The sequence below is a fragment of the Cellvibrio sp. genome (genome assembly GCF_039207905.1).
GTDB lineage: Bacteria > Pseudomonadota > Gammaproteobacteria > Pseudomonadales > Cellvibrionaceae > Cellvibrio.
This window is the reverse complement of the sequence record NZ_JBCECX010000001.1, coordinates 235,476-257,792: the sequence shown is the minus strand read 5'-3', so window position 1 is coordinate 257,792 and position 22,317 is coordinate 235,476. Positions and strand designations below refer to the sequence as shown.

The window sequence follows — 22,317 nt, the reverse complement described above, 5'->3', positions numbered from 1 at the left end:
CTTGTTCCAGGGCACAGGATGGCTGTGCAGAAAATCAGACCAATACAATATCGTACTGCTCTTGTTGAAAGAGCGCCTCAACCCTGAACTCGATAGTGCGACTAATAAAGGCTTCAAGGTCGGCCACATAAGCCGCCTCTTCATCCAACAAACGATCAACCACCAATTGCGACGCCAGCACCAAAAACTTCGCGTTGTCGTAAGTGCGCGCCATGCGCAAAATTTCGCGGAAAATTTCGTAACATACAGTTTCCGCCGATTTAACCTGACCGCGCCCCTGACATACCGGGCAGGGCTCGCACAACATTTGCCCGAGGGATTCACGCGTGCGCTTGCGCGCCATTTCCACCAGACCCAACTCGGATACGCCGGTAATGCGGGTTTTGGCGTGATCTTTTTCCAGCGCTTTTTCCAAGGTGCGCAATACCTGCCGCTGATGCTCCGGGTCTTTCATATCGATAAAATCGAGGATGATAATGCCACCCAGATTACGCAAGCGCAGTTGCCGCGCAATCGACGATGCCGCCTCCAGATTGGTTTTGAAAATCGTCTCTTCCAGATTGCGATGGCCAACAAACGCGCCGGTGTTTACATCCACCGTGGTCATGGCTTCGGTCTGTTCGATAATCAGATAACCATTGGACTTCAACGGCACCCGTGGTTCCAATGCGCGGTGAATTTCCTCTTCCACACCGTACAGTTCCAGCAGCGGACGATCGCCGCTGTACAGCTCGATCAACTCCACCAACTGCGGCGCATACTTGGCCGCGAACTCTTGCATTTGCTGCCAAGTCAGGCGCGAATCCACCCGCACCCGGTCAATTGGGGCACGTGCCATATCACGCAGGGCGCGCAGATAGAGCGGCATATCGCGATGAAGTTCCGCAGGAACTCCCAAGCTCGGCAATTTCGCGCTCAAATCGTCCCAAAGTTGGCGTAAAAACGGGATATCGGCGGTGATCGCCTCTATCTCGGCGCTTTCGGCCACGGTGCGGACGATAAATCCGCCCCTGATGTTTTGCTCAGCGACTTCAGCCTCAACCGCTTGACGCAAGCGCTCGCGCTCTTGCTCATCCTCAATGCGGGTAGAAACACCGATATGGCTGGAGTTGGGCATGTACACCAGATAGCGGGACGAAAGCGTCAGGTGCGTCGTCAAGCGTGCGCCTTTGGTGCTGATCGGATCTTTCGCCACTTGCACCAGCAATGTCTGACCTTCGCGCACCAGGGTGCGGATATCCGGCACTTCGGCGCGGCGCACTTCGCCTTCGGGCGGTTCGGGCATCATATCGGCCGCATGGATAAATCCGGTGCGCTCAAGGCCGATATCTACAAATGCCGCCTGCATGCCGGGCAATACACGCACAACTTTACCTTTATAGATATTGCCGACGTAGCTCTCGCCATGACTGCGCTCGATGTAAAACTCTTGCACCACCCCGTTTTCAACCAGAGCGACACGGGTCTCTACCGGAGAGACGTTAATCAGGATTTCTTCGCTCATGGGCTAACTCCCGCTGACCACCAAGGCACAGCAAATTCACGTAATAGCTCACAAGTGGCTTCAATAGGTAATCCCACTACGCAGGAATAACTGCCGCGGATCTCTTTCACAAACACACCGCCCAAGCCCTGGATACCGTAGCTGCCGGCTTTATCCTGCGGTTCACCGGTATGCCAGTAAGCGGTAATTTCGGCATCGCTGAGTTCGCGGAAGGTCACATCGGTGATCGACAGACGCAGCGCCTGCTTCGCCGATGAGTGCAGTGCAACGGCAGTGATGACTTGATGGGTACGACCCGAAAGCTGGCGCAACATCTGTTCGGCGTGGGCTTGGTCGCGCGGCTTTTCGAGGATATCGCCATCCAATAAGCCGAGCGTATCCGCACCTAATACCGGCGCGAGTGGTAAATTTTTCTGGAGGAGTTGCGCGTAGCCAGCGGCAGCTTTTTCACCCGCGAGGCGCTGGACATAATCGATTGCGGATTCACCAACTGCAGGCTGCTCAGGCACTGAGGCGCTGATAACATCATGGCGTACGCCAATCTGACGCAACAACTCGCGCCGACGGGGAGATTGGGATGCAAGATACAGATCTGGAACAACATCGAAAACCACTGTGCTCACCCTCAATACTGCAAAAATAATTATTGTGCCGGGCTGCCATTAGTGATGGTAGCGATGAGTCATACCGTTAAGCCACCAATTCAACGCTGGCCACAGCAGCGCACTGGTAATCGCCGGATACAAAAACTGGACGCCTGACAGCGGTCTGCCCGCCATGCCCTGCACCCAGTTATCGGTCAATTGCGCGATGCCTACCAACACGAAAATCCAGCCCGCCTGACGCCAAATCGAAAAGTTGCGCACGCGCTGGTAAGACAGAATACAAATATAGGCAACGATCACCAGCCCGAGACTGTGTTGCCCAAAGGGCACGCCCTCCAGTAAATCCTGAAACAAACCAAGTGCGCACAAAAGCGTGAAGCTGACGGTGAGCGGCATAAAGAAAATCCAGTAAATCGCCACCACCAATACAAATTCGGGGCGCCACCAACGCATATCCATTGGCAGCGGGTAGACCGACAAAATCAGCGCGATAAAAAAACTCATCGCCATGATGAGATAAAGATTAACGGGCTGGCTGGGCATTTAATTAGTCCCGCCTGCCGAGCTGGCAGCAGAGGATTGTGCAGCAGAAGAAGGGGCATCATCGTCGTCAGACAAATCCAAAGCTCCTGGAACGCTGGCTTGGTCGCGATGCTCAAACACCAATAACAAATGCCGGCTGCGATCCAAACGTGCCATAGGTTTTGCGGTTACGGTCAGGAAGGCTTTGCCCGGATCGCGTACTACCTGCAACACTTCGGCGACTGGATAGCCAACAGGAAAGCGCTCGCCCATGCCCGAGCTAACTAATAAATCGCCGGCACGGATATCGGTATTGGCAGAAACGTGACGCAGATTCAGGCTATTCAAATCGCCCGAACCTTCGGCAATTGCACGCACGCCATTGCGGTTTACTTGTACCGGAATCGCGTGGGTGGAATCGGAAATCAGCAATACGGTGCTCGATGTCTCACCGACTTCAATCACCTGCCCCATCAATCCAAATGCATCGAGTACTGGCTGGCCTTTAAAAGCGCCATCTTTGGTACCGCGATTGATAATAACTTTATGGCTCAGCGGATTAGGGGAAACACCGATCAGCTCGGCAATCAACACTGTGTCTTGCAGCATTTGGCTGGCATTGAGCAATTGCCGTAAGCGCACGTTTTCTGCTGCCAAAGAAGCGAGTTGTTGCAGCTTGCGTTGATGGATCAGCAACTCGGTTTTGAGGGCGTCGTTTTCAAGCTTCAGGTCAGCTTGCGAAACAAAGGTGTCTTTACGCCAGTCGTTCACGCGGCTGGGTACGTCGGTAATCTGGTAAAAAGGAGCGACCACCTGCGCAAGTTTTTCGCGCAAGGGTTCGAGGCGATCGGTGTAAAGGCCAACGACCACCAGCGCCATCGCAATCAGGATGAACAGAAAGGCGCGACTGGTGGCGGATGAGCCTCGGGCGAAGAGCGGTTTAATGGTGAGTTCTCCCGTGGAGTTGAAGCCCGCTTAGCACGGGCTGCAAAACATATCAGGACGACAGCAGGTCAATATTGCGCTTGTCATTCATCTCCAGCGCAATACCACCACCACGAGCCACACAGGTCAGCGGGTCTTCAGCAACAATAAAAGGAAGACCGGTTTCGTTAGACAACAAGCGGTCGATATCGCGCAACAACGCGCCGCCGCCAGTCAGGACAACACCGCTTTCGGCGATGTCAGAAGCCAATTCCGGTGGCGATTGTTCCAGCGCGCTTTTAACCGCCTGGACGATACCAGCCAATGGATCTTGCAATGCTTCAAGGATTTCATCGCTGCTCAGGGTAAAGCTGCGCGGTACACCTTCCGCCAGATTACGGCCGCGTACGTCGATTTCGCGGATTTCGCTGCCGGCAAATGCACAGCCAATTTCTTGTTTGATACGCTCAGCGGTCGCATCACCAATCACGCTGCCGTAGTTGCGACGTACATAGTTAACGATAGCTTCGTCGAAACGGTCGCCACCGATACGCACAGAATCTGAATACACCACACCGTTCAGGGAGATAACCGCGATCTCGGTAGTACCACCACCGATATCCACAACCATCGAACCGTTTGCTTCAGATACCTTCAGGCCAGCACCAATCGCTGCCGCCATAGGCTCTTCGATCAAACGCACTTCGCGCGCGCCCGCGCCCAATGCTGATTCGCGGATCGCACGTTTTTCAACTTCGGTGGAGAGGCAGGGAACGCTGATCAGAACGCGGGGAGATGGGCTAAACCAGGAATTTTCGTGAACTTTGCGGATAAAGTGTTGCAGCATTTTTTCGGTAACCTGGAAGTCGGCAATAACACCGTCTTTCAGCGGGCGGATAGCAGTAATGTTGCCCGGTGTACGGCCCAGCATACGCTTGGCCTCTACGCCTACCGCTTCCACAATCTTGGTGCCGTTGTGATGACGAATCGCAACCACTGATGGCTCATTGAGCACTATGCCGCGACCGCGCACATAAATCAGGGTATTTGCGGTACCAAGGTCGATTGAGAGATCGTTGGAAAATGCTCCACGTAAAAGTTTCATCATGACGGGACGGGGCCTTAAATTAGAATATGTTGAAATAGAATTCGTGTCGTTATCGACGTTTGTGCCCACTCTTGCGACGGCGCGCTCATGGCATCAGGATTCAATTCTGCAAACGCAGCTCCCTGAACAATTTCTTCGCAGTGCGCGAAGAATCCCTGCAAATTTTTAAGAAGCGCGCAGTATAAGTGAATTTTCGCTTTTTATCCGACCTAAATTAACCGTAAAGTTCAAATTAATCGCCAATTTCGCCGACGTTTGTTTGATGACACCTGCGGTTATTTTTTGTGCAGCAGCACCTTCACCAAACACATTTCAGGGGAATCGTTAAAACGCAGTGCGCGCTTTTGTTCACAGAGATGCCCGTTCTGGCAAAATCGGCCGCACTCTATCAACCGCAGGGATTCAGGGCAAGGCGCAAATGTGGTACCTTGGGCGCCCATTTTTGGCGGGTTGCTGCCAGTTCGCCGCAACTTAACCGCACTATTGATTTTTATCTGCTGGAGCTAAACCACCATGGCTGTAGACCGTTCCGATATCGCCAAACTGGCCACGCTGGCGCGTATCCAGATTAGCGACGAAGCTGCCGATGAAGCGGCAAAAAGTATTTCCGATGTGCTGGCACTGGTTGACCAACTGCAAGCCGTGAATACCGATGGCGTATTACCTATGGCGCACCCACTCGACGCCGTGCAACGTTTGCGTGCCGATGTGGTGAGCGAAGCTAACCAGCGCGAAATGTTCCAGTCGATTGCACCCGCAGTGCAAGACGGCCTGTATCTGGTTCCGCAAGTAATCGAATAACAAAAAAGTAGGGGCGCCGCTTGCTGCGCCCGACTGTTTGTATTGACGGAAAATGGGCGCAGCAAGCAGCGCCCCTACGCAAAAAACACGGTAAAAAAATTTAGGAATTTTTGAATGCATCAATTCACCATTGCCGAACTGGTAAAAGGTCTGCGCAACAAAGACTTTTCCAGTGCCGAAGTGACCCAGCATTACCTTGAGCGCATTGCGCGGCTCGATAAAACCTACAACAGTTACATTACTGTCACACCTGAACTGGCGTTGGCTCAAGCAAAAGCGGCCGATAAACGTCTCGCAGAAGGTAATCAACCTGCATTGTGTGGCGTACCTATCGCACACAAAGATATTTTTTGCACCACCGGTGTTCGCACCAGCTGTGCATCAAAAATGCTCGACAATTTTATTGCACCTTACAACGCAACTATCGTCGACAATTATTTAGATTCCGGTGTGGTGATGTTGGGTAAAACCAACATGGATGAATTCGCGATGGGTTCATCAAATGAAACAAGTTATTACGGTCCAGTAAAAAATCCTTGGGCAACTGATTGTGTTCCCGGTGGATCTTCCGGCGGTTCCGCCGCAGCTGTTGCAGCACATTTAGCACCAGCGGCCACTGCATCTGATACCGGCGGTTCAATTCGTCAACCGGCTGCATTGTGTGGATTAACCGGCATTAAGCCTACTTATGGCCGCGTATCGCGTTGGGGCATGATTGCGTTTGCATCGAGTCTGGATCAAGCGGGAATTTTATCGCGCACTGCAGAAGACGCAGCGATTTTGTTAAACGATATGGCGAGCTACGACGCAAAAGATTCAACCTGCGTTGAATGCGATGTGCCCGACTACACCGCCGATTTAAACAAACCATTAAACGGTTTGCGCATCGGTGTACCGAAAGAATATTTCGGCGAAGGTTTAAACCCGGCGACAGGTGCATTGGTTGAAGCAGCAATTAAAGTGTACGAAAGTCTCGGCGCAACTATTCACAGCGTCAGCTTGCCACACACCCATCTTGCAGTGCCTGCGTATTATGTAATTGCGCCAGCAGAATGTTCGGCAAACTTGTCGCGCTTTGACGGTGTGCGTTACGGCCATCGCTGCGAAAACCCAAAAGATTTAAATGATCTTTATATGCGTTCACGCAGTGAAGGTTTCGGTGCAGAAGTGAAACGCCGCATTCTTGTCGGTGCCTACGCACTCTCTGCTGGCTACTACGATGCCTATTACGCAAAAGCACAAAAAGTGCGCCGCTTGATCAAGCAAGATTTTGTCGATGTATTCCAAAATGTTGATGTCATTATTGGCCCAACATCACCATCACCCGCGTTCCAATTTGGTTCAAAAACCAAAGACCCGGTTGCGATGTATCTGGAAGATATTTACACCATCGCCACTAACTTGGCGGGCTTACCCGGTTTATCCATCCCCTGTGGATTGGTGGACAACAAACCAGTTGGCTTGCAATTGATTGGTAATTTCTTTGCGGAATCACAACTGCTAAATGCAGCGCACCAATTCCAGCAAGCAACCAACTTCCACCAACAAACTGCCCCCGGCATTGAGTAAGGAGCCCTGTCTATGCAATGGGAAACAGTAATCGGGTTGGAAGTTCACGTACAACTCGCCACCAAAACTAAAATTTTCTCCGGTGCCAGCATTGCGTTTGGTGCTGAACCAAACACCCAGGCTTGCGCAATTGATTTGGCATTGCCCGGCACACTGCCAGTCGCCAACGAAGAAGCATTTCGTTTTGCCACCATGTTTGGCTTGGCAGTAAATGCAGAAATCGGCAAGCGCTCAGTGTTTGAACGTAAAAATTATTTTTATCCCGACTTACCGAAAGGTTATCAAACCACACAGCTCGCCGAACCAATTGTCGGCGCAGGATTTGTGGATTTGGAATTGAGTGAAGGTCGCACCAAACGCGTTCGTATTCACCACGCGCATCTGGAAGAAGATGCAGGCAAATCCTTGCACGAAGATTTTGCTGGCATGAGCGGAATCGATTTAAACCGCGCAGGCACTCCGCTGATCGAAGTGGTAACTGAGCCAGATATGCGCAGCGCTGAGGAAGCTGTTGCCTTCGCGAAAAAATTGCACTCGATTGTGACCTCACTGGAAATTTGTGACGGCGAAATGTCGCAAGGCTCAATGCGTTTTGACGTGAATATTTCTGTGCGCCCAAAAGGTCAGGAAAAACTCGGCACCCGCACTGAAACCAAAAACCTGAACTCATTCAAGTTTATGGAAGAGGCAATTGAGCTGGAAGTTGAACGTCAAATTGATGTGCTCGAAGACGGCGGAAAAATTCGCCAGGAAACCCGCCTATACAACGGCGACACCAAAAAAGCCCGCTCCATGCGCAGCAAAGAAGACAGCAATGATTATCGCTACTTCCCCTGCCCTGATTTGCTGCCGGTGATCCTGGATGATGATTACATCGACGCTGTACGCAAACAAATGCCCGAATTGCCGGAAGCAAAACGTGCACGTTTTGTTGAGCAATATGGTTTGAGCAGCTACGACGCTGGCCAAATCACTATGGATAAATTCACCGCAGCGTTCTTTGAAGCATCCACCAAAGTTTCTGGTGAAGCAAAGCTCACCGCCAACTGGATCATGGCTGATTTGGGTGCTTACCTGAACCGCACCGAACAGCGCATCGATAACTCGCCCGTAACGCCAGAATTGCTAGCAGGCCTGGTAGTGCGCGTAAAAGACGGCACTCTTTCCAGCAAAATCGCCAAACAAGTTTTTGAAGCGATTAGCAATGGCGAAGGTGATGCCGACACCATTATCGAAACCAAAGGTTTGAAGCAGGTTTCTGATACTGGCGCACTGGAAAAAATTATCGACGACATACTCGCGGCTAATACCGCACAAGTAGAAGGCTATCGCGCCGCTGCCGAAGATAAACGCGCAAAAATGCTCGGATTCTTTGTCGGCCAAGCGATGAAAGCATCGAAAGGCCAAGCGAATCCGCAAGCCTTGAACGAATTGTTGATTAAGAAACTAAATGGTTAAGAGATTATTAACATGAGCTTACGTAAAGACAAAGAAAAAGTCCTCGGCGAAACCTTTGATGACGCGCGCATCGCGACATTTTTGGATTACCCTGCACCTGCAGGTGTGAATGCTGACTACCATTTGCTGGAAAAAGCCTACCGCGGCATGCTTGGCGGAAACTTTGCCACCTTCGTAAAACAATTTATCGAAGCGGGTAAAGACATCAATGCCGTCGGCCCGGAAGGTAAAACTTTCCTGCAAGTCGTAAAGGATCATCGTAACGGTGAAGAATATGCTCTTGCGTTAGCAGCAGCTGGCGCGAAGTAATTTCGCAAGCAAAACTGTTACTCAAACAAAAAGCGGGGTTATTGCGATAAATATCGCTGTAACTTCGCTTTTTTGCTTTCTCCCGCCCCCGCCTCACTTGCTGCGCTTACTTCCGCATTCCGCTCTCTTTTTGTCGACTCTGGCACCTTAGAATTTTTTGTATTTTGCGTTAAATTTAATAGCTCTATTCTGGCGCATTTTGTTATGCTCGCCCCAGGTTAAGCTTCTTATGAAGCGCCGCAAAGCGTATATTTGCGGCAACTTGTCTGGAAAAATCTGATAAAAAATAATATTTGGGAGGATACATGAGTACGGTGTTAGTAGTTGATGCAGCTTGCGATCTCCCTAAAAGTTTTCTTGATGAGCGTGGAATCTGGCTCTTGCCGACATCCATTAGAGTTGACAAAACAATTTATACCGACGATAAAGATCCGACCAAACTCCTGAACTTTTATAACAAAGGCTTGCTGACACGCGAGCATGATGCGGAATCACTCGCCTACACTTCCGAGCAAATCACCGAGCTTTTCCTCGCCAAAATTGTTAACAAATTTGACTTCGCCCTGGTGCAAACCGTCAGCAGAAAACGCAGCCTTATTTACGACAACGCACTGCAATCATCATTTAGTATTTTGCGTGAATATCGCGGGGTACGTGCATCCTCTAATGCCGCACGCCAAGGTTCATTTGCAATGCGCGTATTCAATACCGGCACGCTATTTTGCGGACAGGGCATCCTTGCAGCTTATACATCTGATTTGATTGCACAGGGAAAACCCAAAAACGAAATCCTGAAATTATCGACCGACATGCGTGAAAAAATTCATGCATTTATTGTCCCGCCGAGCGTACATTATGTGCGCGATCGCGCGCGTAAAAAAGGCGAAGACAGCATCAGTGCCTTCAGCGCGTTTATTGCAAAATCGCTCGACATAGTTCCGATTATTCAAGGACGCAATGACAAAACTGAACCTGCCGCAAAAGTTCGCGGCTTTGAAAATGCGGTCGATAAATTATTCAACCATGCGATTAAATACATCAACGCCGGCCTGTTGTCGCCTTATGTGATTGTGAGTGTTGCCGGCGACTTAAGTGTGCTGGATCAATTTTCCGCGTACAAAGAATTACTCAAAGTGGCGCAACAAAAAAACATCCGCGTATTACCCTGCGTTATGGGCTTAACCAGCGGTTTGAACGTTGGCCCGGGATCAATCGGTTTGGGCTTTCTCGCGGAAGATGGCAGTTTTAGTTTAAGCGATTAAATTTCTGCCAAAGGTTTCTGGCCGAGGCGCACTTCACATTGCAAACATTGGCGATTACTATGATCGTCCAATAAACATTGATGATGATTAATGCCAAAAGTCACCCCCACATTTATCTTTTGTATTGCATTGAGCTTGCTGATGCTTTTGCTCACAGCGCTCGATATCTATCTATTCCCGTTCCTCAACCTTGAAGCAGACAAAGTAATCACTGGTGAATACTGGCGCATACTCACTGCTAATCTCGTACATTTCGGTTGGCCACACACCTTGATGAATATTGCTGCATTTTTATTGTGTAGCTTTGTTTTTTTTAATGACCTCTCACTGAAAAAATATAGCCTGCTATTGCTGTGGTGCTGCCTCGGTGTCGGTGTCGGCGTATTTTTCTTTAGCCCTGAATACTCGCCTTATGCTGGTTTGTCGGGCGCGATCCATGGGTTGATTGTGGCCGGGTTGATACAAACCCGCGCTTACCCTATGTGGATTAAAATCGGCGGATTAATCCTGATCGCCGGTAAATTAATTCAGGAAAATTTACCAGGTTACCAAGCGACAGACCTGCAGGAATTAATCCCGGTAGCGATTGCCGTTGAATCACATGTTTACGGGGCGATCGCCGGTGCGCTGTTTGCGGGTGGCGATTGGCTACTCACCCGCTTAAAAAGGTAACCACCAATGCAAGGTTCTCCCGGCAAGGCCATCGATTATTTTTTTGAGGGCGCGCGACTCATTGTAAAGCCGGGGTTTCGGCGGTTTATTTTGATTCCGCTACTGATCAATCTGGTTATCTTTGTTGTAGTAACCATCGCCCTCTTTCATGCCTTTGGCGATTTTTTTACGCAAATTCAAGCTTGGTCACCCACATGGTTAAATTGGTTGACCTGGCTACTGTGGCCATTAGTTGGCTTTGTGTTTTTAGTTGTCTACGGTTATAGCTTCAACATCATCACCAATTTTCTCGCCGCGCCTTTTTTTGGTTTGCTCGCAGAAAAAATTGAAACCGAGTTAACTGGCACCGCACCACCAGATGAACCTTGGGGGCAATTGATTCCGCGCACTTTGCAGCGCGAGGCGGTAAAACTTTGGTACTTTGTTAGCCGTGGATTGTTGATCTTTGCTCTCTTTGTGGTGTTATTTTTTATTCCCGGCGCAAATCTGTTAGGTGTGTTGATTGGAGTAATTTGGAGTTGCTGGTGTATGGCGGTGCAATATTCCGATTACCCAGCCGACAACCATCAATTAAGTTTTCGCGAGTTGCGCCGCAAGCTGAACAAGCAACAACTGACCAGTTATTCCTACGGCGGAATTATTTTATTAGGCAGCATGGTGCCAGTACTTAATATTTTTGTAACGCCCATCGCAGTTGCGGGAGCGACACTTTATTGGGTAAGGGAAGTGAAACAGCTGTAAAAATAGTTAGCTAAAAAAAGGGCGCGATAAATAGCGCCCTTACAGATTTATTCTTCGGTATCGCCGTCATCTACCACCATATTCCCACCTGCTTCTTTTGCATGGCGCAAATAGGTATTCGCTTGGGCAATTTGCTGATCCAGGCTTTGATGCAATTGACCCGTCACACCCGCACTAAAATAGAAGCGCAATGACTCACCATTAATCACACAATCTTCAGCGGCAAGCAATTGCTTCACTTTACTCAGTAACGCCGCCGCTTTTTCGTGATCAAGCCCCGGCATCAACACATAAAAATCATCGCTGTCAGCACGTGCCAATAAGAATCGGCCGAGCATATTATTCAGATTGGACGCAATGTGCTTGAGCGCTGCATCGCCCCACGCATTGCCATGCCGTTGGTTAATCTCACTAAAACTATCGATATTGATTACTGCCATTGATAATGGCGATGATTTTTCCTGCGCATGCTTATACAGCTCGCGCGCTGCGTTAAAAAAGTAGGAGCGGTGATATAAACCCGTTAAATGATCGCGCTGGGCGTTGTTGGTGATCTGTTCAACCAGCTCAAGATATTCAATGTTGTGAATAATGCGGCAATAGAACTCTTCCGGGTGGAAGGGTTTACGCAGAAAGTCGTTGGCGCCGTGTTTGATAAATTTAGCCGAGAGCGCCTCGCTGCTTTCACCGGAAACGCCGATCATAATCAAATCGGTTTTGTCGTATTTGTAGCGCAGGTTGCGCACCAATTCAAAGCCGTCCATTTTGGGCATATTGTAATCGGTGATTAATAATTTAATGTCCGGATTTTCCAGCAAGACTTTAATCGCATCTACGCCGTCAACTGCTTCTAGTACTTGGAATAAATGGCGACGAAATAAATTCGCCATGTGCTTGCGCGACATATCCGAATCGTCCACCACCAACACTTTTATTTGCTGGTTTTTTTCCAGACGATTAATCATGGCAATCGCTTTGCTGTAGGCATAGCGACCTTCTTTGGTAACGTAGTCCACTATACCTTTGTTAAATAATTGCTCGCGGCGTTTTTCATCGTAACTGCCGGTAAGTACGATGGTGGGAATTTTTTTACTGAGGACAAAATCAACCACTTCGCCGTTGGGTGCATCGGGCAAATTTAAATCGACCAAGGCGGCGAAAAAATCCTGCGGATATTGTTCGTAGAGCGCTGTGGCTTGCGCGAGGGTTGTGGCATAAACGGCTTCGTAAGCGAGGGACGAACTTTGCACCAGGTGACGCAAAATCTTCATCACCATTTCGCTGTCTTCAACTACCAGAATTTTTTTCATGACTAACACTCAAGGGTTTTGCAGATATCCATTGAGTGTAGTCAAGTTTTTGAAAAATGCGCCAAGTTGCTGATTAAACTGCGCTTTAACGCCAGATGTAACCGGAGATGGCAGTGTTAAAAAGCAGTCCATTGAAGTTTTGCTGCGCTACCGGCGAGCCTTGACTGGCCGCACCCCAGCATACGTGCAGAGGGAGTAAATGCTCTTCACGTGGATGGCAAAAACGGCCTTCGGGTGCAAGGGCCCAATTGCGCAAACGCTCGGCGCGCTCGGGATTCGTCAAGTGCGGTGCAGTCAGTGTTTCGTCCAACCAATTATCGAAGGTTTCACTGCGACCTTTGATGGAGGGATCATTTGAAAAGAACGCACGCATATTGTGAAACGACATTCCCGAACCAACGATCAATACCCCTTGCTCACGCAGTGGTGCGAGCGCCCGTCCAATCGCAACGTGCGCAACCGGGTCAAGCGATGCGAGCAGCGATAATTGCACCACCGGAATATCGGCGGCGGGATACATCAACATCAACGGCACAAAGGTACCGTGATCGTAAGCGCGATGATTATCCAAGCGCGCGGGAATATTTTGATCCTGCAATAGCTGTTGGATTTGTTTCGCGAGGGGTTGATCGCCCGGCGCAGGATATTTGAATTCGTAGCTTTCCGGCGGAAAGCCGTAGTAGTCGTACATCATGTCCGGCGCGGGCGAATAAGTGATGCTCGCCACTTCTTCTTCCCAATGGGCGGTAATAACAACTATCGCTTTCGGGCGCTGTAAGTCGGCCGCAATAGTGCGCATGAATTGCGTTAGTTCACGATGATTGGGATCACCCAACAAGGGCATGGGGCCACCACCGTGGGGAACAAATACAACCGGCATTAATGAGTGAGCCATAAATCCCCCGAAAGATTATGCGTGCAAGTCACAACAAGGCATTGGCTTTATTGTGCTCGCGCACCGATTCATAAATCGCCGCCGCCATAATAATACTGCCACCAATAAGTGTGCCCCAATCAGGATAAGTGTGGAGCACCGCGATCTCATAAATAACAGCATAGACCGGCTGCAAGCAGGCAACCAAACCAACGGTCTTGGCTTTTAAATAGCGCAGCGAGAATCCCAATAATGTATGGGTGATTGCGGTAAACACAATGCCGAGGCAGATTAATAACCACCAATCGTGGTTACTTGGTTGATGGGGTGAGAGCAGCAAAACGGGGGTCATCAACAATGCGACTATCAATACCTGATAGCTCATTGAACGCGCCGCAGTCTGATCGCTAAACCAATAACTCAGCAACAAGTTGCGCACCGCAAAGGTAAGCGCAGATATCACGCCCCAAATCACCCCTTGGGTCATGTTATTGCTGATATCAAACTCGGGTACGAGGCAATAAATCCCCACCAAAACCAGGCAGCCACTGACCACATCACGCCAATCGAGTTTGGTGCGTTTTATCCAGGGCTCAAGAAAAACCGTCACCACCGGATAGGCATAGAGCGAGATCATACCCACGGCGATATTGGCGACTTGCATCGAATAAAAAAACGTTACCCAATGCAGTGCGAGCAGAACGCCAAGAATCAGCATGCGCCCGTAGTCGCGCGGGGATTTAAGGCCGAGGTTGCGCTCGCGCCAATACACCCATACAAACAACACCACTGCCGCAATCCAGGTGCGGTAGCCGGTGATGTCCCATGCGGGTAATTCGATGATTTTGGAGAAGAGCCCTGTCGCCCCCATCAGGAACGCGCCCAAATGCAGGGTTAACAAGGCGGATTTGGCAGACGACATAACCATTCCCGGGGATGGCGTGCCCGGTGCAGCACCGGGCGAAATCAAAACTCAGCGTTTACCGATAGCAGAAATGGATCAGTGACGTGGCCGACGGCTGCGGTTACCGCCCGGACGATTACCAACGGAGCGATTACTAAAGCGCTCATTGGTACGCGAACGCGCAGGTGCCGGGAGACTTTCGGGCGGGTTTAACAATAGTTCTTCCGGTGGTTGCTCACACTTGATCGGCTTGCCGAGCAAACGCTCAATCGGCTCCAGCAAGAGCGCATCATCTTCACATGCAAAACTGATAGAGGTACCGGTTTTGCCCGCACGACCAGTACGGCCGATGCGATGCACATAATCTTCCGGCTCTTCCGGCAGGGTGAAATTCACCACATGGCTGATGCCACTGATATGGATTCCACGGCCAGCAACATCGGTTGCCACCAGCACTTTAATCTCGCCGGACTTGAATGCATCAAGAGTCGCAACGCGCTTGTTCTGCGCGATCTCACCGGACAGCAATCCAGCCTTAATACCGTGGCGCTGCAGCTTTTCTTGCAGATCGCGGCACTCATCGCGACGGTTGGCGAACACGATCATGCTTTCGGCATGTTCCTGTTGGATCAGGTTATACAGCAGCGTGTATTTCTCTTCGGTCGATACCAGATACACATGCTGGTCAACGCGCTCGTTGGCAACTGATTCGGGTTCGATATCCACAGTGACTGGTTTGTAGGTCCACTGATCTACCAGATTGCGCACATCGTCGGTAAAGGTGGCGGAGAAAAACAGCGTTTGGCGATCCTCACGCTTCGGTGTTTGACGAACAATTTGGCGTACTTGCGGAATAAAGCCCATATCGAGCATGCGGTCAGCTTCGTCGATTACCAACACTTCCAGCTGATCGAGATACACATCTTTGTTGCCGCAAAAATCGAGCAGACGACCGGGAGTCGCCACCAGAATATCCACCAAATCTTCATGCAGATGACGCTGTTGTTTGGTGTAATCCATACCGCCAACCAGTGTATGAATTTTCAGATCCGTGTATTTGCACAGATTCTTGGCATCTTCCGCAATCTGGATAACCAGCTCGCGTGTCGGCGCAATTACCAGTGCACGCGCTTCACCAGCATAGCGTTTTTCAGTGATGGGGTTTTTCAACAGGTCATCAATAATCGCCGTTAAAAACGCGGCAGTTTTACCGGTGCCAGTTTGCGCCTTGCCGACAACATCTTTGCCTTGCAATGCATAGGGCAGCGATTGCGCTTGAATCGGCGAGCAATATTTAAAGCCGAGATTCGCAATACCGCGCATCAATTGCGGCGCAAGATCAAAATCGTGGAAGCGGGATTTGCCCTCAACTTCCTCCACCGGGAACTCAGAAATATCCCAAGGGCCGTGATCAATTTTGACGGCCTTTTTCGGGCGTGAATCCTGCTGCCGAGGCTTAGGGTGATTTTCGCGCGGCGCAGCACCTGCTGCCTGCTCGGATTTTTGACCCTGACGCTGATTACGGTTGCCACGATTATTTTGGTTATTGCGATCGCGTGGATGTTTTTTTGCGGCTGGTTTATCACTGGCGGGCTTGGAGTTTGCCTCGTTCTTTTCAGGTTTTTCCGCACCTGAACCTATCAATTTTTTAAAGAAATTTCCGATCAATCTATTCACCAAAAGTTATTGCAAGCCTGGAGTGTAATGGTCCAGACCTGAAGGCAAGTCGCGCAGACTCGCCTGTAGTAAACGCTCTTTCACAATATGCATGGGGTTTAACCTGGCACCAGGGTTTGAAGCCTGCGGGTGAAACAGCGGAAGGAGTGCGCAAAGAGTATGTTAATTGCACGCACGAACTGTGCCCGAGTATACACCAAACATCAGACAATCAGCGGCTTTGGCGCCAGTTGTATGGAATTAATACACCCTAAATGGCGAGATTTCTGCATAATCATTCCCATTCGCGCCTAGAGCTGACTTAACCCAAGGATCATCCATGAGAATACACAGTCTGCAACACGTCCCTTTTGAAGATATTGGCAGCATGGCCGATGACTTTCGCAACCGTCATTACAGCCTGACGACCACCCATTGGTATCGCGGGGATCACGCACCGGAATTGGGCAGCTTTGATGCACTGATCGTAATGGGCGGCCCCATGGGAATTTATGACGAAGCCATTCACCCCTGGTTGGCCGATGAAAAAATCCTGATAAAAAATGCGATAGCAGCCGGAAAAATTGTGCTGGGAATCTGTTTGGGCGCACAGTTAATTGCCGATGTACTGGGCGCAAAAGTGACACGCAATGCACACAAGGAAATTGGTTGGCTGCCGATTGCAATTAATCCCGATGCTGCCGACCACCCTATCGCACAGGTTTTTGCGCGCAATCCAAATGTATTTCATTGGCATGGCGATACCTTTGCTTTACCACCCGGCGCTACGCATCTGGCTAGCAGTGAAGGCTGTGCAAACCAGGCTTATGTTTACAACAATCAGGTGTTCGGTTTTCAATTTCATTTGGAAACGACACCCGCATCGGCGCAAGCATTAATTGAACATTGCGCAGAAGATATCGATGGCTCGCGCTACACACAGAGCGCAACAGAAATTCTCGCCAGCCGCGAAAAGTTTGCGCAAATCAATCGCGCGATGAGCGATGTGATCAGAATTATTTTCGACAAATAACACTGAGCAACTGCATCAACTCAAGCTGAAATAGTGCTGTACCCGATCAGAGCACAACACCAAATAAATGACCGGCCGCTGCGGTTAATGCCATCGCAGCTGCGCCCCAAAAACCAACGCGCGCTGCGCCTAACCACATATTCGCTCCACCCACTTTCGCTGCAAGACCTCCCAATAAAACCAGCGCAAGCAGCGAGACAGATACAATCGCAAAGGATAAATATTCCACCGGGTGCAGCAATACAACAAGCAGCGGAATAAATGCGCCGGTCGCAAAAGTAGCGGCCGAGGTTAATGCTGCTTGCAGTGGGCGCGCACTGTTTATATCGGTGATACCCAATTCATCGCGCGCGTGTGCGCCCAGTGCATCATGTTCCATTAATTGCTTCGCTACTTCATGTGCAAGATTTCGCTCCAGCCCACGCGCAACATAAATCTCTTCCAACTCGCGATGCTCGCCAGCAACATCATTTTCCAATTCATGGATTTCGCGCGCGAGATCAGCTGCTTCAGTATCCGCCTGCGAACGCACAGACACATACTCGCCTGCTGCCATACTCATTGCACCCGCCACCAAACCGGCGACACCGGTAAGCACAATCGCAGAAGGCTCTGCCTTCGCAGCCACTATGCCCATCATCAAACTGGCGGTAGAAATAATACCGTCGTTCGCACCCAATACCGCTGCGCGCAACCAACCGGAATGATGCAATCTGTGTCTTTCGCGATGCCGCATAAATTAAAAACTCGTCAGTAATCCAGTGAGAATGAACAATAAAAATCAACAGGCCTATTCTAGTCGCACTTGCGCACTATTGATAAACGCGGCCCTGATATTTCAACCAACCACCGGCATGCTTACCGCTGGGATCATGGTGCGTCCAATGGATCACACCACCCTTTTCATTCCACTCATATTCGCCGTAAAACTCCAACAACTCACCCTCGCGCAAATTATCCACGCGCGGAGCCAGATCAATATTGTGCGCGATCAACAGCGAATGCCCGGACTCCAGCTCCAACAAAAATCGCTGATGGCGGCTACCTTCGTTATCATCAGACAAGATGCGCGCAACCCTACCCTCGGCTCCTACTTGTACATTGGAGCGCCCGCTGCGAAATGCCTCGGCGATCAATACATCGCCAGCGGCAATGCTCTTGCCATCACCAACAAGTGCAATTTGCTCTTGGGCATCGGCCGAGTCCAACAGCTGTTGCTTATTAACGCCATTCAACAAAGCCATCGCCAGGGCGAAAATCAGCAGGGCAAACAAGGGCCTCAATTTGCTGCGCGGTTTCATGAAATTCTCTCTAATAACGCCTAAAGCGTCCCAAAAGTGTGCAGGATACCCCAGCATGCCCGGACTGTTAACGAATGAACCTAGGTAGTTCTACCCATAGAACCCACGTCCGGCGGGCACTTGCCGCCACATATTTTGACAAAAGTTGAATTGACAGACCAGTTGGTCTGTTATCTAATAGCAACCGACCAAATGGTCTGTTGCTCTACTATGGTGCTGTCAAACCATACCAAGGCGACCAATGGCGCAATGCCATTAAAATAATGGAGAAAAAGGAACTTCAAACCAGATTGTGTGAGCTGCTGATTTCAGTGTGGATTCAGTTTATGGGCACCAATCTAGCTTTGGGTTGCAGGTACCTAACCGCGGCCTTAAGAACCAAAAAAAGATCGCTCAAGGAGCACACCGTTAATGAAAAATTTTCTCAAATCATCACTTGCACAGTTGCCACTATTACAAAGCTTCCCACGTTTGGAATTACGCACCCCTTATCATTTATCCGATCTTCAGCCTTTTTCGCTGGAATTGATGAGCTATAACAATCGCGTCAGATCAATAGCACTGACGTTCCTGATTATTGGCTTGCTGGCAATCGCCACCACCCTGAGTTTTGAACTCTGGCAAATTAATCCTTTGGTCACTGCGGAAAATGCAGGACTGGAGTTAGGCCAAGGCGCCTTTTTGGTGCTGGCCGCAATCATTCAAGGTGTACGCGCCTTCACTTCACATGAGTCGGGATTAAAACGCGATATTCGCGTAGGTCTCGCGCTATTCGCTTTTGCACTTTTTCTGCGTGAAGTTGATATCGATAAACTCGGCGCAAGCGCGGCTTGGGATGTATTGGAAAAAGTATTGCGTGTGATCGCCCTGGTGATGATTCTGGGATTTGCCCTGCATATGTCGCGCCGCATCAAATTGGTTCTGCGCAACTTCAGTAAAATCCTGCTCGCACCAACCATCCTTATCAGCATACTAGCCTGTGTGTTTTATGCTTGTGGCTGGCCATTTGACAAGGAACTATTCAGCATCGACAAGAGTCTATCGCTGTGGTTTGAGGAGACATTTGAGCTTAATGCCTGCCTGCTGTTCTTCGCTGCAGGTTTAGCGAGCAATATCAAAACGGATGAAGTAAAAATCCAGGCGCCGTCGTTTTAACGGCGCTACATTTCTTTAAACTGTTCACTGGGATGTCATGAAAAAGTGATAACAAAAAAATGAATACATACCCAAGAGACAACTATGGCTACTGAACGCAACGCCGAGCAAACTCGTACCCGCATACTTGAAGCGGCACGCGAGGAAATCTTCCAAAATGGGTATCAAGGGATGCGCATCGACGCCATCCTGCAGAAAACCAAATTGGCTAAGGGCGCTCTCTACCACTACTTTCCCAACAAATTAGCGCTGGGTTATGCGGTTGTTGATGAAGTATTAATGGGCCATTTCCAAACTGCATGGGCTGAGTTTTTTCAGCAGCACAATGATCCATTGACCACACTGCAACAGATGTTTGTTTTCAAAGCAGAGTCATTCCAGAACGCAGCATCTTTTAATGGCTGCCCGATGAACAACCTCAATCAGGAAATGGCCGCTATTGATGATGGATTTCACCAACGCTTGGAACAAGTCTTTGAAAATGCTCACATGACTATTGTGAGCGCACTGGAAGATGGCCAAGCCAATGGCATCGTAAGAAAAGATATAGATCCAGTAAAAATTTCGATGTTCATTTTTAGTAGCTATCAAGGGATCATGGGCGCTGCAAAATGTATGCAGGCACCCGAGCTACTGGTCGATCTATTCGGCACACTCAATGACTACATCGACACCTTACGTACACCGAAAAATATTCGCACAAAACATTGATTCCTAATCGCTACAAATCAAAAAGGGCTTCCATTGAAGCCCTTTTTTATATGGGCAACATTTTAATGGCTAATCATCCAGGGGCGCATTGATGGAAACATCTTATTCCCCCCTGCGGTGTACATTAAATTCGATTTGCGGATTGGCTTATCGCCGCAGCCACAACCTTTCCCGTGTTTGTGCTCACGGCGCGCCTGTTGTTCCGCACGATAATCCGGTGTTGAAAATATGGGCGCATTCATCGCCGCCTCATTGCGTGCATGGGCTGCGCGGTTTTCTTTTTTCATATCCAAAAATTCAGGTGCAACCATAATGACCCGCGCACTTAATTGCGCGCAAGTTGGGCATGCAGCCGGTTTGCTTGAATCATCCACAGAAGCCAACTCATAAAACAAACCGTGGTCTGCGCATTTGTAATCGTAAACAGGCATAAGTTACTCCACTTTTTCACTGAAACATTTTAACTCCACCGGAACAAACCCCTCCCCAACCCTCCCCTTAAAAAAGGGAGGGAGCGAAAAAACCTAGCCTCCCAGCTACGCAACTCCACTTGTGGAAAGAGGGAGTAAAAGCCCCTCCCCTTTTTTAAGGGGGAGGCTGGGAGGGGGTTATTTATCTTTCGACAAAGGCACATCCATTCCCGGCGACACTTTTTTGGTCGGGCCTTCAGCAGATGGATTCACATCGAAATCAAAGATGTCCGTCGGTAACCACAAGGTGGCGCAAGCATTCGGAATATCCACCACACCGGAGATATGCCCTTGCACCGGTGCACAACCTAGAATCGAATAGGCTTGTGCTTTTGAATAGCCAAACTTGGTCAAATAATTAATTGCATTCAAACAGGCTTGGCGATAAGCGACGTGCACATCGAGATAATGTTGTTCACCATATTCATCAACAGAAATACCTTCAAAGATCAGGTAGTCATCGTATTTCGGCGCAATCGGGCTGGGTTTGAAAATTGGATTCTTGATCGCGTATTTCGCCATGCCGTCTTTAATTAAATTCACGCGCAGATGAATCCAGCCCGCCATTTCAATCGCGCCGCAGAAAGTAATTTCACCGTCGCCCTGGCTGAAGTGCAAATCGCCAACAGAGAGGCCACCGCCTTTGACGTAAACCGGGAAATAAATTTTTGAGCCGCGCGATAAATCTTTAATGTCGCAGTTACCACCGTGCTCGCGCGGTGGAACTGTGCGCGCTCCTTCGGCAGCTGCCACTTTTGCAGCATCGGGAGCCATCTTGCCCATATGGGCAGTGTCAGCGTAGGGAAGCGTTGCCAGCGCAGGAACGCGCTCGGGTTCGGTATCGTAAAGTTCTTTTTCGCGTTTATTCCACTCCAACAACATTTCTTTTGATGGCAAGCAACCAATCAAACCCGGGTGCACCAAACCGGCAAACTCCACGTTGGGAATGTGGCGGGATTTGGTAAACATACCGTTGATATCCCAAATCGATTTTTGCGCTTCAGGAAAATGTTCTGTTAAAAATCCACCGCCGTTTTTCTTGGAGAAAAATCCGTTAAAGCCCCACAGGCTTTCCTGGAATGCACCAATATCAAGAATATCCACTACCAGCAAATCACCCGGTTCAGCACCTTCGACACCCACAGGACCGGAAAGGAAATGCACTTGGGTTAAGTCCACATCGCGCACATCATCCGCGCTGTCATTATTCTCGATCTGGCCACCAGTCCAGTCGTAGCATTCAATAATAAAATCATCGCCAGGCTTCACGGTTTTAACCATGGGAATATCCGGATGCCAGCGGTTATGGATCATTTCATTTTCGTAAGGTGATTTATTTAAATCGATTTTGATAATCGTTTCAGCCATGGTACTGACTCCTGGTGTGGGTTGGACAAAGCGTCGCGGAACAGGGTCAGTATCTGGCTC

The 22,317-nt window shown here is 49.6% G+C and carries 23 protein-coding genes; 10 read left to right on the top strand and 13 right to left on the bottom strand.

Translation table 11 applies throughout. The features are described from left to right. Positions 1 to 34: 34 nt before the first annotated feature. Genes rng through AAGC78_RS01025 form a run of 5 tightly spaced genes read right to left on the bottom strand, consistent with a single transcriptional unit; the run spans position 35 to position 4,663 of the window. Positions 35 to 1,504 (bottom strand): ribonuclease G, encoded by a 1,470-nt coding sequence (rng, locus tag AAGC78_RS01045; RefSeq protein WP_435782165.1) that lies wholly within the window; start codon positions 1,502 to 1,504, stop codon positions 35 to 37. Continuing rightward, positions 1,501 to 2,118, bottom strand: a complete 618-nt coding sequence (locus tag AAGC78_RS01040) for a Maf family protein (RefSeq protein WP_435782164.1) — start codon at positions 2,116 to 2,118, stop codon at positions 1,501 to 1,503. The genes rng and AAGC78_RS01040 overlap by 4 nt, the downstream gene beginning before the upstream one ends. Before the next feature lie 48 nt (positions 2,119 to 2,166). Continuing rightward, positions 2,167 to 2,652 (bottom strand): rod shape-determining protein MreD, encoded by a 486-nt coding sequence (gene mreD / locus AAGC78_RS01035; RefSeq protein WP_435782163.1) that lies wholly within the window; start codon positions 2,650 to 2,652, stop codon positions 2,167 to 2,169. Beyond that, positions 2,653 to 3,576 carry a rod shape-determining protein MreC gene (mreC, locus tag AAGC78_RS01030; RefSeq protein WP_435782175.1) on the bottom strand — a complete coding sequence of 308 codons (924 nt, stop codon included), beginning with the start codon at positions 3,574 to 3,576 and terminating at the stop codon, positions 2,653 to 2,655. Positions 3,577 to 3,628: 52 nt separating this feature from the next. Beyond that, complete coding sequence (locus tag AAGC78_RS01025; RefSeq protein WP_062066743.1) at positions 3,629 to 4,663, bottom strand: rod shape-determining protein; 1,035 nt, start codon at positions 4,661 to 4,663, stop codon at positions 3,629 to 3,631. 513 nt (positions 4,664 to 5,176) lie between these two features. On the opposite strand from AAGC78_RS01025, the gene gatC reads away from it, so the two are divergent. From gatC to cysZ, 7 genes are all read left to right on the top strand, one after another. Then, the gene (gatC, locus tag AAGC78_RS01020) at positions 5,177 to 5,464 is read left to right on the top strand and encodes an Asp-tRNA(Asn)/Glu-tRNA(Gln) amidotransferase subunit GatC (protein WP_435782162.1); all 288 of its coding nucleotides are present in this window, start codon (positions 5,177 to 5,179) and stop codon (positions 5,462 to 5,464) included. A gap of 114 nt (positions 5,465 to 5,578) precedes the next feature. Continuing rightward, complete coding sequence (gene gatA / locus AAGC78_RS01015) at positions 5,579 to 7,033, top strand: Asp-tRNA(Asn)/Glu-tRNA(Gln) amidotransferase subunit GatA (protein ID WP_435782161.1); 1,455 nt, start codon at positions 5,579 to 5,581, stop codon at positions 7,031 to 7,033. 12 nt (positions 7,034 to 7,045) lie between these two features. Continuing rightward, complete coding sequence (gene gatB / locus AAGC78_RS01010; RefSeq protein WP_435782160.1) at positions 7,046 to 8,491, top strand: Asp-tRNA(Asn)/Glu-tRNA(Gln) amidotransferase subunit GatB; 1,446 nt, start codon at positions 7,046 to 7,048, stop codon at positions 8,489 to 8,491. Between the two features lie 12 nt (positions 8,492 to 8,503). After that, positions 8,504 to 8,800 (top strand): PA4642 family protein, encoded by a 297-nt coding sequence (locus tag AAGC78_RS01005; RefSeq protein ID WP_435782159.1) that lies wholly within the window; start codon positions 8,504 to 8,506, stop codon positions 8,798 to 8,800. A gap of 305 nt (positions 8,801 to 9,105) precedes the next feature. Further along, the gene (locus AAGC78_RS01000) at positions 9,106 to 10,062 is read left to right on the top strand and encodes a DegV family protein (RefSeq protein ID WP_435782158.1); all 957 of its coding nucleotides are present in this window, start codon (positions 9,106 to 9,108) and stop codon (positions 10,060 to 10,062) included. A 141-nt stretch (positions 10,063 to 10,203) separates the two neighbouring features. Beyond that, entirely contained in the window at positions 10,204 to 10,734 is a 531-nt protein-coding gene (gene rrtA, locus AAGC78_RS00995; RefSeq protein ID WP_435782157.1) for a rhombosortase, read from the top strand. A gap of 6 nt (positions 10,735 to 10,740) precedes the next feature. Then, positions 10,741 to 11,475 (top strand): sulfate transporter CysZ, encoded by a 735-nt coding sequence (cysZ, locus tag AAGC78_RS00990; RefSeq protein ID WP_435782156.1) that lies wholly within the window; start codon positions 10,741 to 10,743, stop codon positions 11,473 to 11,475. Between the two features lie 47 nt (positions 11,476 to 11,522). Here the strand turns inward: cysZ and AAGC78_RS00985 are convergent, their stop codons facing one another. The 4 genes from AAGC78_RS00985 to rhlB all read right to left on the bottom strand — a co-directional run bounded on the left by AAGC78_RS00985 (position 11,523) and on the right by rhlB (position 16,240). Next, positions 11,523 to 12,785, bottom strand: coding sequence for a response regulator (locus AAGC78_RS00985; protein ID WP_435782155.1), 1,263 nt, complete (start codon positions 12,783 to 12,785; stop codon positions 11,523 to 11,525). Positions 12,786 to 12,870: 85 nt separating this feature from the next. Continuing rightward, positions 12,871 to 13,680, bottom strand: a complete 810-nt coding sequence (locus AAGC78_RS00980) for a DODA-type extradiol aromatic ring-opening family dioxygenase (protein WP_435782154.1) — start codon at positions 13,678 to 13,680, stop codon at positions 12,871 to 12,873. A gap of 28 nt (positions 13,681 to 13,708) precedes the next feature. Beyond that, positions 13,709 to 14,581, bottom strand: a complete 873-nt coding sequence (locus AAGC78_RS00975) for a DMT family transporter (protein ID WP_435782153.1) — start codon at positions 14,579 to 14,581, stop codon at positions 13,709 to 13,711. Positions 14,582 to 14,659: 78 nt separating this feature from the next. Beyond that, positions 14,660 to 16,240: an ATP-dependent RNA helicase RhlB gene (gene rhlB, locus AAGC78_RS00970; RefSeq protein ID WP_435782152.1), complete on the bottom strand. Its 1,581-nt coding sequence runs from the start codon at positions 16,238 to 16,240 to the stop codon at positions 14,660 to 14,662. A 319-nt stretch (positions 16,241 to 16,559) separates the two neighbouring features. On the opposite strand from rhlB, the gene AAGC78_RS00965 reads away from it, so the two are divergent. Beyond that, positions 16,560 to 17,252 (top strand): type 1 glutamine amidotransferase, encoded by a 693-nt coding sequence (locus AAGC78_RS00965; protein WP_435782151.1) that lies wholly within the window; start codon positions 16,560 to 16,562, stop codon positions 17,250 to 17,252. Positions 17,253 to 17,298: 46 nt separating this feature from the next. Here the strand turns inward: AAGC78_RS00965 and AAGC78_RS00960 are convergent, their stop codons facing one another. Beyond that, positions 17,299 to 17,988: a VIT1/CCC1 transporter family protein gene (locus AAGC78_RS00960; RefSeq protein WP_435782150.1), complete on the bottom strand. Its 690-nt coding sequence runs from the start codon at positions 17,986 to 17,988 to the stop codon at positions 17,299 to 17,301. A gap of 76 nt (positions 17,989 to 18,064) precedes the next feature. Then, positions 18,065 to 18,553, bottom strand: coding sequence for a DUF3465 domain-containing protein (locus AAGC78_RS00955; protein WP_435782149.1), 489 nt, complete (start codon positions 18,551 to 18,553; stop codon positions 18,065 to 18,067). Positions 18,554 to 18,964: 411 nt separating this feature from the next. Here AAGC78_RS00955 and AAGC78_RS00950 point away from each other — a divergent pair, with 411 nt between their 5' ends. Further along, complete coding sequence (locus AAGC78_RS00950) at positions 18,965 to 19,708, top strand: hypothetical protein (RefSeq protein WP_435782148.1); 744 nt, start codon at positions 18,965 to 18,967, stop codon at positions 19,706 to 19,708. Between the two features lie 84 nt (positions 19,709 to 19,792). Next, the gene (locus AAGC78_RS00945) at positions 19,793 to 20,419 is read left to right on the top strand and encodes a TetR/AcrR family transcriptional regulator (protein ID WP_435782147.1); all 627 of its coding nucleotides are present in this window, start codon (positions 19,793 to 19,795) and stop codon (positions 20,417 to 20,419) included. Between the two features lie 62 nt (positions 20,420 to 20,481). On the opposite strand, the gene AAGC78_RS00940 is transcribed toward AAGC78_RS00945, so the two are convergent. Continuing rightward, positions 20,482 to 20,850 (bottom strand): FmdB family zinc ribbon protein, encoded by a 369-nt coding sequence (locus AAGC78_RS00940; protein ID WP_435782146.1) that lies wholly within the window; start codon positions 20,848 to 20,850, stop codon positions 20,482 to 20,484. Positions 20,851 to 21,027: 177 nt separating this feature from the next. Then, complete coding sequence (gene fmdA, locus AAGC78_RS00935; RefSeq protein ID WP_435782145.1) at positions 21,028 to 22,257, bottom strand: formamidase; 1,230 nt, start codon at positions 22,255 to 22,257, stop codon at positions 21,028 to 21,030. Between the last annotated feature and the right edge of the window lie 60 nt (positions 22,258 to 22,317).